General features: G+C 61.9%; 7 protein-coding genes. All 7 read right to left on the bottom strand.

What is annotated here, in order from left to right:
• Nucleotides 1-33: 33 nt before the first annotated feature.
• On the bottom strand, nucleotides 34-1902 hold the full coding sequence (locus BM338_RS18575; protein WP_090453621.1) for a beta-galactosidase: 1869 nt from the start codon (nucleotides 1900-1902) through the stop codon (nucleotides 34-36).
• A gap of 21 nt (nucleotides 1903-1923) precedes the next feature.
• The gene (locus BM338_RS18570; RefSeq protein WP_255367375.1) at nucleotides 1924-4167 is read right to left on the bottom strand and encodes an alpha-N-acetylglucosaminidase; all 2244 of its coding nucleotides are present in this window, start codon (nucleotides 4165-4167) and stop codon (nucleotides 1924-1926) included.
• A 38-nt stretch (nucleotides 4168-4205) separates the two neighbouring features.
• Nucleotides 4206-5372 (bottom strand): purple acid phosphatase family protein, encoded by a 1167-nt coding sequence (locus BM338_RS18565; protein WP_177229413.1) that lies wholly within the window; start codon nucleotides 5370-5372, stop codon nucleotides 4206-4208.
• 244 nt (nucleotides 5373-5616) lie between these two features.
• Nucleotides 5617-8637: a glycoside hydrolase domain-containing protein gene (locus tag BM338_RS18560; protein WP_090453617.1), complete on the bottom strand. Its 3021-nt coding sequence runs from the start codon at nucleotides 8635-8637 to the stop codon at nucleotides 5617-5619.
• Nucleotides 8638-8731: 94 nt separating this feature from the next.
• Nucleotides 8732-11473 carry a DUF5107 domain-containing protein gene (locus BM338_RS18555; RefSeq protein WP_177229412.1) on the bottom strand — a complete coding sequence of 914 codons (2742 nt, stop codon included), beginning with the start codon at nucleotides 11471-11473 and terminating at the stop codon, nucleotides 8732-8734.
• Nucleotides 11474-11600: 127 nt separating this feature from the next.
• On the bottom strand, nucleotides 11601-14672 hold the full coding sequence (locus BM338_RS18550; protein ID WP_090453613.1) for a TonB-dependent receptor: 3072 nt from the start codon (nucleotides 14670-14672) through the stop codon (nucleotides 11601-11603).
• A 150-nt stretch (nucleotides 14673-14822) separates the two neighbouring features.
• Nucleotides 14823-16880, bottom strand: a complete 2058-nt coding sequence (locus BM338_RS18545) for an alpha-galactosidase (protein WP_255367374.1) — start codon at nucleotides 16878-16880, stop codon at nucleotides 14823-14825.
• Nucleotides 16881-16894: the final 14 nt, after the last annotated feature.

The following is a 16894-nucleotide window of genomic DNA, read 5'->3' as shown; positions in this document are numbered from 1 at the left end:
GCGCACAGGGTGCGTTCCTACAACGATGTGCTGTTAGCCATGTAGGTGTTCAAAGCCTCGGATCGAAGCCACCTCTGTGCGATGCAGATCGAACACCAGCACCTCATTGTCCCCCGCCTTGAACCACGACGCCGGGCAATACAAACGCTGCTGCGGGCCGATACGCCAATAGCGGCCGAGCAAATGGCCGTTGACCCACACGTAGCCCTTGTCCCAGGCGCTCATGTCGATATAGCTGTCGGCGACCCGATCCAGCGTAACCGTCGCCTTGAAGAACACGCCGGGTCGCGACGGTTTGATCTGTAGCGGTTTCAAACCCGCAACGTAATGCTCGTCCAGCGGCAGGCTGTATGCCTGCCAGTCCTGCAACTCGCGTCCTTCCAGTTGGACACCACCGACGATGCCTTTGCGGTCGGCCATTGCCTGTCCATAACCCACGTGACCGAAGCTGTCGACCAGAATGTCCAGCTCGTTCCCCGCGTCGCCCGCAGGCGCCGGCACGGCCACATGTTGCTGTTCGCGCAAACCAGGCTTGTGCACGCGCGATACGTAGTCGAGGTAACGGCCACCGCTGAACACCGTCGCGTAATCACGCACGCCATCAATGGCGAGCTTGCCGCCAGTACGCACCGTCTTCCGGTACAGCACCATGCCGTGATCCTGCGCAAACAACAGTTCGTTGGCCTGCGGCCTGGCCACCGCTTTCGCGGGAGGCAAGTTCTCCCAAAGCGACGCATATGGCCTGGCCATGGCTGCCGGAAACGCCATCAACTTCTGCGCGGCCGGCACATCCGGCAGCGGATGCGTGACATGTGCGCCAATCAGGGCGCGAAAGCGATGGTAGTCCGGCGTCGCTTCACCGGCTTCATTGATCGGCGCACCGTAGTCGTAACTGGTGATCACCGGCTCGAAGTTCGAATAGTCGCCATTGGCATTGGCGCCGGCAGTGAACCCGAAGTTGGTGCCGCCGTACACCACGTACAGATTGAACGAGCGCCCCTGCTCCAGCAGCTTGCGCAAGGTGTCGGTGTAATCGCCGCGCTGAAAATCCTTGTCACCCCAATGCGTCAGCCAGCCGGGATAGCCCTCGCCCACCCATACCGGTGCCTCGCCGGCAATCGCCTGCGCCGCGGCGAAATCCGTATCGCCGTCCAGACCCAAGACGGTGCCCGGCAGATAGGTTTTCTCTTTCTGGATCTGGCCAAGGCCGTCGGAAATGGAGAACGGCCCTTCGATCCCGCGCTCGCGCCACATCGCCTGCAACTGTTTGAGGTAGTCCAGATCGTTGCCGAACGACGCGTACTCGTTTTCCACCTGCACCATCAGGATCGGGCCGCCTTTGGCGGTCATCAGCGGTGCGATGTGCGGTGCGATGGCATCCAGATAACGTTTCACCGCCTGCATGTAGTGCGCGTCATCCTTGTGGCGCACGCGGATGTCTTTCTCGCGTAGCAGATACGGCGGCAGTCCGCCGAAATCCCATTCCGCACACACATAAGGTCCTGGCCGCAGATACACCCACATGCCCTCTTCCTGGCATAGCTGGATAAAGCGGACGAAATCGCGGCTGCCGGTCTTCAGATCGAACACGCCCGGCTCCGATTCCAGAGCGTTCCACATGATGTACACCGCGATGGTATTGAGCCCCATCGCCTTGGCCATGCGGATGCGGTGCTGCCAATACTCGTGTGGGATACGCATCGGGTGCATCTCGCCGCTGCGGATCTGGAACGGCCGGCCATCGAGCAGGAACTGCTGCGCGGAGAGCTCGAACCGATGCGCCCGGCCATCTGGCATCTTCTCCACCGGTGCAACAGCACGACCATCCGCCGCGAGCAGGCGCATGCTAGCGGCACCCAGCGGAAACAAAGCGGTCAGTCGCAGAAAATCTCGTCGCTGCACGGGGATTCCTTTGGAACAGGATCAGGGAAGTTGGACGTCCGACTGTACGGTGTCTGCGGCGCAGATACCTAGTCGCCGCGCCACGTTTTGAGCAAGTTGCCACGCGTCACCGCGCGGCTCTGTCGGCAACGCTTCGCTCGACCGCGCCCAGCCCTGCTCCAGTGCAAACCAGTCGATCGCCGCCGGCTTCCGTCCGGCCAGCGATTGTCCCAGCGATGCGAAGTAACGCTGCCAACGCTGCACATACAAACCGCCGACCAGGCCAGACCATTCGCGATTGGCGTAGTCGTGCAGGCCGCCGCCATCGGCACCGGAGCGATCGCCCCAGCTGGCCAGGATCGAACGCTGATCGTATTCAAGCTGCGCGCGCTCAACGTCATTCCCCACCGCGGCTCGCGCATTCATCAGCCAGCGGCCCAACAGGAAATGCGGATCGCTGGCGAGCAGGCGGTCGAGCGCAGCCATGTCGCCCATCCATTGCGCCGTCAATTCATGAAAGCGCGGTGCGTCCTTCGCTTCGTAGGCTGCCTTGATCTGCGGCAGCAGGCTGCGCGCGCGATTGCTGATCGCCTGCCGTGTCACATCGACCAGATCGTAACGATACGCCGATGTCCCGCGCAGTTCAGGCGCCACCTTCAGCAATGCACAAACAGCGCCGTCAAAACGCCTGGCGTCGTAGCGCATCGCCCGCGGTGACCAGGTAGCGGCTGTGCGTGCCTCCAGACTCGGCCTGGCCGCGAACAGACTGTCCTGCGCCTCCGACCACTCGCCAGAGGGCATCGCGAACGCGGTGCCGCCCAGTATCCGCCACGCCTCGGCGGCATGCGCATCGGCGCCGCCGTAGCGGCTCGCCGCATAGTCGGGCCACCAGCGATCGAGATCGAGTGCTTCGGGTCGCCATGCCAACGCGGTGAACAGCGCAAACGCGGCGGGATCGGTGCCGCTGCCCTCGGGCATATAGGCGATGCCGCGCAACTCGCTGCCCGCTTTGCTGCGCCATGCCGCAAAGCGTTGTACCCACACGGCAGTGTTCGCGCCCAGCGTGGTATGTCCGCCGAAGTTGGGAATAGTGCCGAAGGCATACGGCACGCCCGGCCAATCCTTCTCGCGATCCATGCCGTCGTAGCGGTCCGATAGCCCATCGACCACCAGCAACTTACTTCGATCCACCGCTTCGACCACCGCCCTGGGCGGATTGTGCTGCCAGCCAAGCATCACCCAGCGCGCGCCCGGATGCGCGGCCTGCAAGGCCGTCATCACGCCGCGCGCGGCATCGCCCACCGGCACCTCGCCGGCACGGCCACCTTCGTGCAGCAGATCCATCTTGAACATGGTGCTGTCGCCGAACAGCTCACGTTGATGCCGATAGAACGTCGCCGCGATCCGCGCAAACAGCGGCTCACGCGGATCGAGCCAGTCCGGCCGCTGAAAGCCGACCCACTGTCCCTGCGGCACCAAGCCGACTCCGGGATAGCGTGCGACCAGCTGCGGCGGCACCGTACCGAAGTAGCCAGGGAACACCGGCGTCATGCCCAGCTCGCGCAGGCGCGCGACGATTCTTCGGCCCAGTGCTACACGCCGCTCGAACTGATGTGCCGACACCGGTCCACCGAAAGCCGACATGTTCTGCAATAACCACCATGGCTGGTGGGCGGGCGCCGGAATCCATGCGCGCAAGGCGTCGTCGCTGTAGCCGAACTCGCGGAAGGTGCGCCGGTAAACCTCCTCCGCGCCTACCGGCATAAACACTTCATTGATACCGCGCAGCGCCAGCCGATCGAGCTTGCGCTCCCAGCCCGGCCAGTCGAGATAGGCGTCGGAATAACCGTCGTCGACGTCATTCAGGGCGAAACGATCAGGTACCGCGGCGTGGTGTTCGAGCGGCTGCGGCGGAGCCGGCAAGGTCTTGGGCAGGCGATCCAGACTGTCGCCCGGCCAGCCGATGCTCACCATGGGTACGCGTTCGAGATACGCCTCCACGCCAGTCAGCAGTACAGACGGCGAGGTGCCAGCCACTTCGATGTGCCCTGGCGTGCCGCGGACCTCGAAACGCTCGCCACCTTCGGCGCCCAGCGTCACCAGTTCGATCTGCGACTGGTGACGCGGCAGCAGACGCTTCAGCGCTTCGCGTGCGGGCGCGGTGTCAAATGTCGCCGCGGAACCGGCGAAAGCGGTGGACGGAAGCATCGGCGATAGCAACAGGCACCAGGCAACCACGCCCATGCATGCCATCGCACGATGAATATGGATGCCGGCACATTTCATGAGCTCACCCCGCTCCTCTCTCGCGTCATCACGAGAGACTACTTGCTCTTCCGCTTGATCGAGAAGGCGTCAAGCGTGCGACCGGCACGATCCACCACGATGACTTTCAGTTCCTGCTCGCTGGCTTCCACTCGAGCGATCTGGTCCTGACCCAGCGCGAGAATGGGAAAGTCATTGCCTCGGCTGCCCGGCGCAAAACGCTTGAGGTGATGCAGATGGCCGGCAATGAACAGATCCACTTTGGCCCGGTTCGCCAGTTGCATCCACGCATCGTTATGGCCATCCAGCCAACCCCATTCGGGGTCATGCCCGAGTACCACGGTGAAAGGGCCCGTACGGGTGCGCGCCTCGTCGGCGAGCGTTTGCTGGAGCCAGGCAAACTCTTCCTGACGGTAGTCACGCAGATTGTTCAGCCCGGCATAAACGTTGGTGGCATCCGGTTTGTCCTCGCCGGTGTCGACCACCACCAGATGCACCGGGCCTTGATCGCGCGTGTAGAAATACTTGCCGTTCTGCGAATGCAGATAGTCGCCGAGCGAGCGGGCAAACTCGCCCCGGTATTCGTGATTTCCTCGTACGTACAGCAACGGCAGGTGCCCCTGAAGACCCGCCGCCATCGGCTCCAGGAATTTATCCTTCAATTGATTTTCGTTGACGCCGTAATTGAGGCTGTCGCCGGTGTGCACGACAAAATCCACCGGCGTCTGCTGGACCAGCCGCATCAGCGCCTGAATGCGGCCGACGTCCTCATGCGTATCCGTCATCACCGCAAAACGAGTTGCCGGCTTCGCCGTATCGAAGGTAGTGAAGCTATCGACCGGACTTTCGACCGTGCGCCCGCGATCGGGCCAGTAGGGCTTCAAGGCAATCACCCGCCGCGACGAAACCCGATACTGATAGGTATGTCCCGGCGATAGCCCGCGAATCACAACGCGGTGCATCGTGCCGACCGGCACCAGTCCGTCCACCTGCGGCACGACTTCTTGCTCGATCTTGCCTTCGCCGTAGCTGACCTTGGCATCGCTTGGCGCATCCGTCATCCATGCGATCACCACCGAGGTGTCCGCCATGTCGAGCAGCAGCGGCCCCATGGTGATGGCGGGCGTGCTGTCGAAGGTTTTGTAGGGCGCGTTGGCGTCGTCGTCCACCGCCTGCTTGCTGGATGTTCGGGCCGCCATCGCTTGCGAGCCCATCAGTACGAGCATCAGCACCACGCACCATGCGTGACGAGTTCGCCGTTCGTTATATCGCATACCCACCCTCGAATTGCCGCCGTCCGGATACCCGGCGGCAGAAAATCACCGCTAGCGATGTATTGCCGATCTATCTCACTCAGGTACTGGCAATCGTCTCCAGACGCTGGCGATCCTCATGGATCTCCATTGCGCAAGAGTCGATTGACGGGGGCACCCATCGTTGGCTTTCTGAAAGAGGTGCCCCCTGCGCACGTCACTTCACCATGATCAGCCAGCCCTTGCCTGGCTCCACCGGAATCGCTTCGTCCGGCTTGAACGTCGCCGCCGGCTGGAAACCTTCCAGCGCTGGAGCCACCAACGTGGCCTTGGCCTGTCTGAGACCCAGCGCCTTCCAATCAATGGTCAGCTTCACCCGTGTTGGCTGCGGTGCCCACGATGCCAGCGCGATCAGTGTCGCGTCACCCTTGCGTACATAACTGGTTACCAGCACGTCGTCTCGTCCGGTCTGCACTGGCGTGTCATGCACCCACCAGCCCACCATGTCGGACTGCTCTATGCCAAAGCTGTCCCACAGTTTCCACAGGGCATGCAGATCATTGTCTTTCGCCCCACCCTCGCGCGCCCTTCGGGTCATGCCGAACAACATGCCGCGCCACGGGTTGCCATCGCTCTGCAGCATCTCCCCCATCAGGCCATACGGAATGCCCGACATCTCGGTGAGCCAGTAAGCCGGCGAGGTCTTTTCATAATCGAAGTACTCGCCAAACCACAGTCGGTCGAGGTAGGGAAACAGCTCCATGTACAGGAGTGTGCTGCTGATATGGCCATCACGCTCGTTGTACTGATTGGCGGAATGCAGGTCGATCAGCGGGTTTGGGCGATGTGCCTGCAGAACCTTGCGCACGCGCTTCATGGTGGTGCGGTCGTAGGCAACGTCGTCCAAGTACAGGCCGTCGATGCCAACGTTGCGGGCGAGCCAGTCCAACCCTTCGATGTAATAGTTGTGCCAACGACTCTGCCCTGCGTTGATCACCGCGGCATCGCGATTCTGCGGCACGTGCCAGGCAGCGATGTAGTCACCGTCCAGGTGCTCCTGCAACCACGGGAAACCACCACCCTTGCCGCTGCTGATCACCTCATGCCCAAGGCTTTCCAGCATCGGTAGTTCCGGGGCACGGTCGGAGAGCTCACGAACCGTGTCGTAAATCTTGACGCGCATGCCACGCTGGTGGGCCGCATCGACATACGCCCGCATCGCATCAACCTCCAGGAACGGATAGTTGATCCACGGGTTGATCGGTGTGGCGTGGTGGATATTCACCACACTGGCGCCATCGGCCTTGACCGCATCAACGTCCCGATACCCGTGGAAGTAGCGGTTGGCAAAGTGCTTAGCCGGTTCGATGGTCTTGAATGGCGTGACGCGCAGAACGATGTCGTAGTGCAGTGTCTCGCCAGCTTCCATCTGGCGGGGGCCGCCATAAGCCTCGACCCGATAGTCCTTGTCCTCCCGGTGCAGTCGCACGCCGCCCTGTCCGCGGTTGTCCCACGATATCGGCATGCGCAGTGGCTGCTGATGGTAGAAGTTGGTGTTGAGCGGGCGCAGGTAATGTTCATCACGCAGGTGGAATTCCAGCCCGGCATTGATCGTGCCGAGCCAGGCGCCATCCTGGTTGTTCTCGACGTTCCACTTCCACTGGAAGTCGGCGGGCGCCGCGTCACCCTCCCGTCCCAGGCCCAGCTGGTAGCGCGCGACATCGCGGGCCAGCGGCATTGTCAGGCGCACATCCTTCAATGCGGTGGTCTGCGTGGCCGTGAGTGCGATGGCATAGGTCAGCGTGCCGTCCGCCTCCAGGCTGGCCTTCACCTCGGCCTGAAGAGGGCCGGCGTTACCCGCCACTTGCCAGTGCACGCGGGCCGGCCCGTCCTGCTGCACAGCGGGGTGCCCCGTTGCCGACAACGGGTGCGTACCGGCGGCGTCCTCCACGGTGAACGCAATGGGTGCGGCCAGCACGGCGGTGGCATGATCCGCAAAGCCCGTCATGCGCTGATCGAAGCGGCTGCTGATCTGCTCAGGCAGGCCGTTGGCCGCGAGCGCGATGTCGCGCCCGAGAATACCCAGCGTGTCGCCCCGCACCGTGATGGCGGTAAACGGCTTCACCAGCTCGTCGTTCTGCGCCAAGGTGGAGTTGAGCCAGCGCAGGCGTGTGAGCTTGAACGGGTCATCATCGCCGTGGGCGACTGCCTGCCCGTTGCCCACGGTGATTTCCACAGGCAGGCGCTGCCCGGCCACGCCCGCAGCAGTCATGGTCACCTCGCCGCGATAGACCCCGGGCTTTGCCGTGGCGGGCACATCCAATCCCATCCACAGTGGCTGCACACGACCAGCAGCGACGTTGACGCGCGTAGTGAAGGGCTTGCCGGCATAGTCGATGCCGCCCAGGTTGAAACAGGTGAAGGCACTGGCAGGGAGGATGTCCCCCTGGGGATCTCGCAGGTCGCTGAAGGTCACCTGCAGATGCTCCACATCGCCCACAGGCGCCCATGCGCCAAACTGGAAACTCAGGTATTCGCCAGGCAGCGCACTGTCGCGCAAGCTGCCGCCCGGGCCACGCTTCGCCCAGGTTTCAGGCAACGCATCAAACATGCGGATGGGGTTGGCGCGGGTCTCCGGGAAGATCCATAGCCGCTGCCCGGCATGCGCCTTCAACAACGCCTGCAGCTCCGCGGGCGTCGCCGTGCGCTCCATCGGGGTGTACGCGTCGAAATCATCGACGGCCTCGTAGTTCAGCAGCTTGGCGCTGGGCAGACGCCGCCATGCACTGGCATCCGTACCCAACTTGTGCGCCCAGGCCGGGTCCGCCGTGTCACGCACTTCCGCATAGGTAACGGTTGGGTAGTTGGGTCGACCGGCGCTGACATAGGGCTGGTAATACACCGCGTAGGTACCGGCCTTGCTGGCCTGAAACACCAGTTCGCCGCTGGCACGGTCGATCGTTCCACGCCGCACATTGGCAACGGTCTGTCCATCGGGCCCTGTCACGATGACATTGACCTGTTCGGGGTGCGCATCACGGCGGCGCCATGGAATGACGACATGCACGGCATCCGCAGGCTGGGTCACCTGCACCAGATAGCGATGATTGCCCAGCTGATCAGCATTCCAGCGCAAGGTCGGCGCGGCTGCGGCTTCCGTGCCCGCGTGCGCGCCACCCCACGTCGCCACGCCGAGCAGCACGCCGGCCATGATCTTCAGTCTTTCTTCGTGCTTCATTTCCATCCTCATTGATGAAACAGGCTGCACTCAAATCGATGCACACAGCTCATGTCATGGCGCCGATACGTCAAGGAACTTTCCCGACGCGCGATCAGTGATTCCCGGTCTTCGGCTGCAGCGGAGCCGCACCCTCTTCAGCCGGGAGAAAATGCTTCTTCAATAGATCGTTGGCCTTTTCATCCTGCCCGCTTTCACGGAGCACCTTGACGTAGGCACGCGCCAGGTCGTCGGGCATGTCGGCATTGCCGGGGAAGCGTTCGAACATGGCGATTCTTTCGGCGCCGGATTTTCCAAGCGCCTGCATGGCCATGTTCATCCCCACATACAGGGCCGGGTTGGAAGGATCCACCTTGAATCCGTGCTCGAACGCCTTGGCCGCCTCGGCAGGCTGGTTCTTGATGTCCAGCAGCGCACGTCCCATATCGGCATCCAAGGTTGGCGTGTCGGGCCGGATGCTGGCCGTACGACGCCACTCTTCCAACGCTTCATCCACCCTTCCCTTGGAAAACAGCAACGTCCCCAGCAGGAAGTGTGCGGAGGCATCCGAAGGGTTGGCGGCAATCGCCGCACGCAAGACCGTCATCGATGCTCGCCTGTTCGGAAAGACATAGCCAAGCGGCATCCGGGAGGCTCCCTGCCAGTCCTTCTTTCCCGACTGTCCAAGCTGTTCTCGAACGAAACCCCTGTAGTAGGCAAGCATCGGATGCTTGCCGGGCGAGAGCTCGCCCGGCTCGCTCTGAAGCGAGGGGACATCAGGGTAGGTGCGCGACAGCAGAGCGAGCGAGTCGGCGTAGAGTCCCAGTTGGTTGTACTGGGTCACCAGCTCAAGGATCCTGTTCGGATCCGCCGACAGATGAGCATCAAGATCGGGCATCCGCGAACCCAGGTTCGACAGCTCGTTCTTCAAGAAAGCACTGGTCGGGTACTGTGCCAACGATGCCTCTGCGAGCTTCCGCGCGCGATCGGCATGGCCGTTGGTCCGTTCAAGGGCGACGCGGTCTTCCAGGCAACGTTGCACGCTCGACGGGCCCACCGGGTCAGGGCAGATCCCGGCAAGAACGTTCAGCGCATCCGACATGCCATGGTCACTCGCCAGAAGCTCGGCCAGCAGCAGGCCTCCAGACGTGCGGTAGGAAGGGTCACGATAAGCGGCTTCAAATTCGATTCTTGCTTCGCTTCGATGTCCCAGTGCTTCTTCCGCTATGCCGCGGTAATAGCGCGTCTCTCCGTCCGAGGTATCGCGATCTTCCGCCTGTTTGAGCAGACGAGAGGCTTCTTCGAAACGAAACAGGCTCACGCCAAGTCGGCCTTTGGCCTTCAGAAGCTCCACATGGTTGGGTGATGCGGCGAGCCCGTCGGTATAGATCTCCCAGGCCGCAAGCAGGTTGCCATACAGCTCCTTGTCCCTGCCCCGCTGAAGATAGCTGTCTGCGGCGGCAGCGTAAGTCGGCTGCGCGCCGACATGGACTTGATCCTTTGGCGTCCAGTCGTACTTGCCTTCGGTCTGCGTCAAGAGAACCTGATGGTCCTTGCTCTCCAGCGTGAACGTATATTTCCGGTCGGCCGACCGGACTTCAAAGGCATGCGACCAGGTCTTCGCGGGATCAAGCGATACGGGTTCGTCGAGCACGATGTCGTCACCCTCCCGAACCTTTATCCGAGCATCGGGTATCCGTGAATTGGCGTTGAGGGCAATCGTCAGGGTGTCCTTGCCGTTCTTGCCAGCTTTTCTCGCCATGGACACCACCCCGTTCAGATTCGCACGGGAAATCCCGCCGATCTGCCGCACCGGCATCCAGAACTCACTGAATCGAATGACCTGTTGCGGCTCAAGAAAACCGTAGGTTTCCTGGTTGCGGAACAGCCCGTTCTGCAACTCGATATAGCCACTGTCGTTGTCGGACAGAGCCTGGTGCCACGCAAGCCCCTTGGCATCGGCACCGAAGCTGAAGACCTTCTTGGCCGGCAGATCGGCGAACTCGGCGTAATGGACAACCCCCGCATCCGTGCGCGGGTGATAGACCCCCGTGAACGGCTCCCTGCTCGCGTGGACGAATTGCGACACCGGGCCATCCAGATGATTGCCGACGATGCTGAGATCGCGCCCTTTCTCATTGACCGGCCAGGTATCTATGTAGGTGAAACCATGACTCGCCGTGAATGGCGTGGGATAGAAAATCTTCGAATCATCCCAAACCTGGACACCGGCGTTGTTCCACCAGTAGAACCGATGCCTCACGTCGCTTGGATTTGAGAGTGTGACTTTTTCTTCGAGAACCGTGCTGCCTGGGCGGAGCACCAACTCCACACGCCACTCCATGCCATAGACCCGGTCTCGATTTCCGACAACGATCGATGCACTGCCATCCGGCCTGCTGCCGTACGAGTAATCGACCGGAGAAAGCGTGACCCAGTTATGGGACACGGGGAAATTGAACTCCACCCCGAACGTGGCCCAGACACCGCGATAGCCAATGAGGGCCTTCTTGATGGTGGGATTGGCATAGAACATCGGCTGGCCATTGATCTTGTCGATGCACGTATAGATGCGACCGCCAAGATCGGGCAGGACAGAACACTTCAGATATTCGTTTTCAAGAAAGAGCGTGCGGTAGTCATGAAGGCTCTCGGTCGCACGAACCACCCTGCGCATGGTGTATGGGTAGTTGAACCGTTCTTTGTCTTTCCCGTAGATGTCAAAAGGCGGATTTTCATCCGGCGCTCCCTCGTCTGACGTGGGAATTGACATGCTGCCTTCCCAAACCCTTACCTGGGCATGTGCGTTCAAGCCAGGCAGGAGAAGGCCCAGAAAAAGTCCAGCCAGCAAACGCATGTTCAACTCCTCATGATCCTCATGGGATCTGTTTTTTTCATGCAGGCCGTTTCGGGGCGCCGCCCGGCAGATGCCGGACGGCGCACGAATTCCCGCAAGACACCATGGCGCGTTGTCGCCTGTCGTCTCAGTAGTCGTAGGTGACGCCCAACCGCACATAGCGAGGTGGCTGCAACGTGATCGGCGTGCCATAGGCCGGGTTCATGGTGCCGGTGGTGTCGGTGTACAGCGTGCTGTTCACGCCCAGCGGCGCCTGGCTGTTGGTCACATTGAATACGTCCAGGCTGAAGCCCAACTTGTGCTTGGCAAACGCAGGGCGGTAGCGGACACCGAGATCGAGCTGCTTGATCCACGGCAGGCGACCGGCGGCTCCCGGTGCCGCGGGCCGTCCGTTGCACCAGTGATAGCCGGAGCCATAGCCATCCGGGTCGTTAGTGCCCGTGTTGTAGGGATCCGTGCCATACAGGCCATAACAGAACTTGGGGCCACCCGACATCAGGCTCAGGTTGGCGGACACCATCCACTCAGGGGTCACCTGGTAGTAGCCGAACGCCTTCAGCTGATGCGTATGGTCGTTACCCTGCGGGCCGCCGGAATACACCATCAACCCGGGATAGTCCCACTGGGAGTTCTGCGTTCCGCCCGAGCCACCCTGGCTCGATTGCCCCCAGCCCTCGGTATTGCCGTAGCTGCGCGAGAAGGTGTAATCGACCTTGCCGTACCACCGGCCATCAAAGGGATGCTCCAGATAACCCTCCAGCCCGTAGTACTTGCGCACCATGCGAGGGAAGTGCATCTCGGCGTTGGTCATGCGTACGTCGTGGAACACGCCGCTCAAATCCCGGATCGCGAAGGTATTGGCCTCACCGGGATTGATGTAGTAGCAAGAGGCGTTGTTGGTGGCATCGGCCCCCACGACGCCCAAGGCAGCCGCCTTGGCGAACACCGCGTCGGTATCGCAGTAGTCGTCGATCTGCTGACGCAGAATGCGCAGCGTGAGCTTGCCGCCATAGACCCAGTTCGGTCCTGCCGTCTTGGCGAAGCCCGCCATGAATTCATCCTGGCTCATGGCCTTGATGTTCTCCACGGTGACCGTGCGGGGATCGAACACCTGGCCATAGAAATTGTTGCTTGCCACCGGCCCTGCCACATGGGTCAGACCGGTCGGTGTGCCATCGGCGGCGATGCCGGTGTAGGTAAAGTATTCCCTGGTGCGCAGCACGCCGTTGGCGATGCCACCCGGAGACAGTGGCGACCCGAGGTTGTAACGCCCGGCATTGCCGAACACCTTGAAGCTGCCGTCACCGTTCACGTCCCAACTGAAGCCCAGGCGCGGTGCCCACTGCGGCGTGGTTTGCCGCATATAGGGCTGGCCGAGCTTGTTGTTGTTGGTAAAGCCGTCGTTGCGCAGGCCCAGCGATAGCAGCCAACGGTCGTTGACTTGCCACAGGTCTTCGACGAACTGCGCATTCTGCACAGACGTCAGATCGCCACCATCCGCATTGATGTACTTCATCGCGTAGTAGCCGCTGCCGCCGTTCGGAAACCCGATCAGCGCAGGGACACCCAGGTTGGCATTCAACGGCTTGTCGGGATGACTCGTGTAACCGTATATCCAGTTGTAGCCGGGCCCTGATGTCAGATTGATGGCCCCGTTCGCGCTTGCCCGCAAATTGTCGATGCCGGCGGTGAGGGTGTGGCTGCCCAGTACATAGGTAAGGCTGAGGCGAAAATTGCTGGTCTTGTTGTTGGCGCCTGGAGTGGGTGCGTACCTGACCGTCTGTTGACCGATGTTTGGCACACCGCCATTGAGGGCGGGATTCTGGTTGGTGGCACTCAGGATGTAAGCCAGATCCGGGTTGTAGCCCGGCACCTGGTTGTAGAGGTAAGTCGTCATCTTGCCGTACAGCGCCGTCAGGGTGAGGCTGTCGGTGAGATAACTGGTGAACTTGCCGGACCACATCTTGCCGCCGGTCTGATTGGACTGGGCCTGTCCGTTGAGGCCGGTATCACGCAGGGCGTTGTAGTCGTAGTTGTAGATCGTCCCCGACGTTTTGTAGATGTCGGAGGCACCGGTCAATTCAAGCAGGTTGCTGTCGGTGATGTTCCAGTTGATCTTGGTGTACCACTTCGGCGTTTTGTAGGTGTAGTGCGTATCGGTGCCCGCGGTGACATTGCCCACCGTGTTGCCTTGCCGCTGTTCCATCTCGGCGGAGGCGAACAGAAAGAGGCGATCCTTGATCAGCGGGCCACCCAGATAGATATCGTAGGTGGAACGCCAGAAGTTGTTCTGGTTGTTGGGGCTGTACAAGCGCCCGGCCACCGGGGAAGGCGGCAAACCGTTCGCGTAGTAGGTATTGTTCTGACCCGCGCGCAGGCCAGACGGCTCGTAAAGATACTGTCCACCGAAATGCCACACGTTGGTACCGCTCTTGCCCACCATGTTGAGCACGCCGCCATCACTGCGGCCGTACTGGGCGCTATAGCCGCCGGTGTAAACCTCTTCCTGATCGATCGAGCCATAGGGAAGCGTGATACCGCCGTTGGAGCCCATCGGATCCGTCGTGTTGAATCCGTTGATGTAGTACGCGTTCTCCGTGACCGAAGAACCACCGAAGCTGACCAGCGGCGCGCCATTGATACCCGCTGCGCCGATGGATGAGTTGACCGTTCCCGGCGCCAGCAAGGCGGCTGCCTCGGCGGTGCGCGGCAACGGCAGCCGGGCTAGCTGCTCGGACGTCACCACGGTGCGCGAATCCACCGTGCTCACGTCAATCGGCGGCAGTGCATTGGCCGACACGGAGACGCCCGCCAGCTGTTTGGCGTTCGCCGCATCGCCCGCAGCGGGCTCGCTGCCAAACGACACATCCACGCCGGCGCCCACTTTCAGCTGCACGTCATCGCGATGCTGCACCTCTTTGCCGTCATGCATCACGGTGACCGAATACGTACCGACCGGAAGCAAAGGCGCGTTGTATCGCCCCTGACTGTCGACACTGACGGTACGTGTCAGGCCTGTGCTGCTGCGGATGGTGACACTATCACCCGCCTGCGCCCGGCCAAAAATGCTGCTGGTCGTCGACTGCGCGTGCGCAGTGTTCGCGCCAAGCGCAACCAACAAGCCGATGGCGAGCATGGTTCGCCTGAAACCGACAGCGTTGCCTTCGGCAATAAAGCCACCTTTCTTTTCAATACGCATGGATTGCCTCTCCCGTGGTTCGTTATCGCGCTGCGCAGAAACGACCTCTCCCCTCTGCTACAGGCTGTTGTGGTTAACCGTGAAAACGCCTTCTGCCCACGAACTTGCTTGCCTCTTTTCCAAATTACGAGCGCAAGCGGTCGTCAGCACTCACGATGTCGGCGTCAACTCCAGCGTCAGCACCTCGAACGGCGCGAGCCGTATCGTGCCGGTGTGATCGGTATCGAGTTCCTTCGGCACAACATCGCCGCCGCTCTTCCACACATCGCGCACGCTGAAGCGCCGCGCCGCATCGGCCGGCAGCTCAAGCTGACGTGGCAGATCGATCACCGCCGTCTGCGCCTGCGCGCTCGGGTTGCGGAAGGTGACGATCGACTTCTTTGGCGACCATGCCGCCCAGCCGTACACATCCAGCCGGCCCGGATCGCCACCGATCCAGTGCGTATCGCGCAGCACGTCGGCATTGGCGCGCGACCAGCGCGCCGCTTCAGCCAGCACGTCCCAGTCCTGCGTGCTCAGCAGCGACGGGGTGATGTACATCTCCTGCAGCTGGGTGCCGGTGGCGAAGTACGAATGCACTTCGTTGGCGAAGTCATGGCCCGGATCGGTGTTGAGCTTGCGATTTTCCTTCGCGTAGATGATGCCGTGGAGCATCAGCGAGTTGAGCGGGAACAGCGGGCCCTTCACCACGATGTTGTGGTACGTCTCGCGGTCGCGGTAAGTGATCCAGCGCTCGCGCTTGCTGCCGACACCGGTCAGCTCATCGTCCTCACCGTCGCGCCAGATCGAGTCGGCGTAGCGCAGCCAGAACGGCGACGCGGTGGTACCCGTGGTGAGGTTGATGAAGAGATCCGGCTTGGCCGCGCGGATATCCTCGATCAGCTGGATTGCCGCGCCAAAGTCGCTGTCGAACACGCTGCCCGGAAACACCTTGTTGGCATTGCCGGTGCCGTCGAACTTGAACTGATTGATGCCATCCTTGTGCACCAGTTCCATCACGGCGTCGTGGAAGCGCTGGTAGTACTTCGGACCGGACAGCGCCAGGCCGCGATCAATGATTTCGTAACCCGCCTTGGCACCGTTCTCCGCACGCTCCTTGGCCGGCGGGCCATAGCCGCCCCACGGCGACAGCCACATGCCAGGCGCCGCGCCGTATTTCGCGGCGGCGTCGCGCAGCGGCAGAAAACCGTGCGGGAAGTCCTTGCTGAAATGCCAGCTTCCGCTGCGGTCGTCCCAGCCATCGTCGAACAGGAACGAATCCAGCTTCACCTTACGCTTGACGCTCAACTCCTCACCGAAGGTGTGGATGCGGTCCAGCGCCTGCGCCTCGGTGTAAGGCGTGAAGTAACCGATGTCGTACCACGAGTTGTAATGCAGGAACGGCTGGTACGGCCTTGCCCGCTCGCGCTCGATGTACTTGGCGAAGTCACGCCGCAGCTGATCGCCATGCGTGGTGCCGACCACCGCCGAATAGGTCACCGACTGCCCCTTGTGCAGCGGCAGCTCGCGATCGATCCACAGGCGCACCTGGCTGCCATGCACTTCGCTGCTCGACAGCGGATGCTCGAAGCCAAAGTAATCGTTGCCGGCGACCACCGGCGAACCCGCGACCGTGCCGACCACCTCCGCATCTGCCGCCTTGGACTGCAGCAGATCCACCCGCTTGATTGCCTCGTCCTGTTTCAGCGCGGTGATGGTGACGATTTCGCGCAGATAGTCCGAACCGTCGCGCTGCACCCACTGCCAGTCGATGCGGAAGCGGCCGGCCTCGTCGCCGAAACTCGCCTGCACCGCACTGCCGGGAAGACGCTCCGCCAGGCGCGATGCCTTCGGATCGGCCGGCAGCTTTACCTGCCTGGGCGCAGACAGCACACGCAGATCGCCTGCGCCCAGCTTGCTGCCATCCGACAAGGTCAGCGCGAACGGTGCGCTCACCGCGATGTCCTGATGGTTCAGCCCATCGGTCACCACCATGTCGCTGAGCTTGCTACCGGCCAGCTTCCACTTTGCGGCGATGCTCGCATTGCCAAACTGCTGTGCATCGCCCTGCTTGGTGAATGCGGCCGCCTGCTCATTTGGCGCGGCATTCAACAGGCTGACCATGCCGGCCGCCAACATGGCCGCAAGGAATTTGCGCTGGACGACATAGCGGCCGCGAGACGGCGTCGTGCCATGGGTGCATCGCATAGAACCTGAAATTTGTGACATGCCTGAAACCTCAT

The sequence above is a fragment of the Dyella sp. OK004 genome (assembly GCF_900114495.1).
Lineage (GTDB): Bacteria > Pseudomonadota > Gammaproteobacteria > Xanthomonadales > Rhodanobacteraceae > Dyella_D.
The sequence above is the reverse complement of the archived record's forward strand: the minus strand, read 5'-3'. Positions and strand labels throughout refer to the sequence as shown.

Coding starts and splice junctions, on each gene's coding strand:
- BM338_RS18570 (WP_255367375.1), bottom strand. CDS start 4,167: ATGAAATGTGCCGGCATCCATATTCATCGTGCGATGGCATGCATGGGC.
- BM338_RS18545 (WP_255367374.1), bottom strand. CDS start 16,880: ATGTCACAAATTTCAGGTTCTATGCGATGCACCCATGGCACGACGCCG.
- BM338_RS18560 (WP_090453617.1), bottom strand. CDS start 8,637: ATGAAGCACGAAGAAAGACTGAAGATCATGGCCGGCGTGCTGCTCGGC.
- BM338_RS18565 (WP_177229413.1), bottom strand. CDS start 5,372: ATGCTCGTACTGATGGGCTCGCAAGCGATGGCGGCCCGAACATCCAGC.
- BM338_RS18555 (WP_177229412.1), bottom strand. CDS start 11,473: ATGCGTTTGCTGGCTGGACTTTTTCTGGGCCTTCTCCTGCCTGGCTTG.
- BM338_RS18550 (WP_090453613.1), bottom strand. CDS start 14,672: ATGCGTATTGAAAAGAAAGGTGGCTTTATTGCCGAAGGCAACGCTGTC.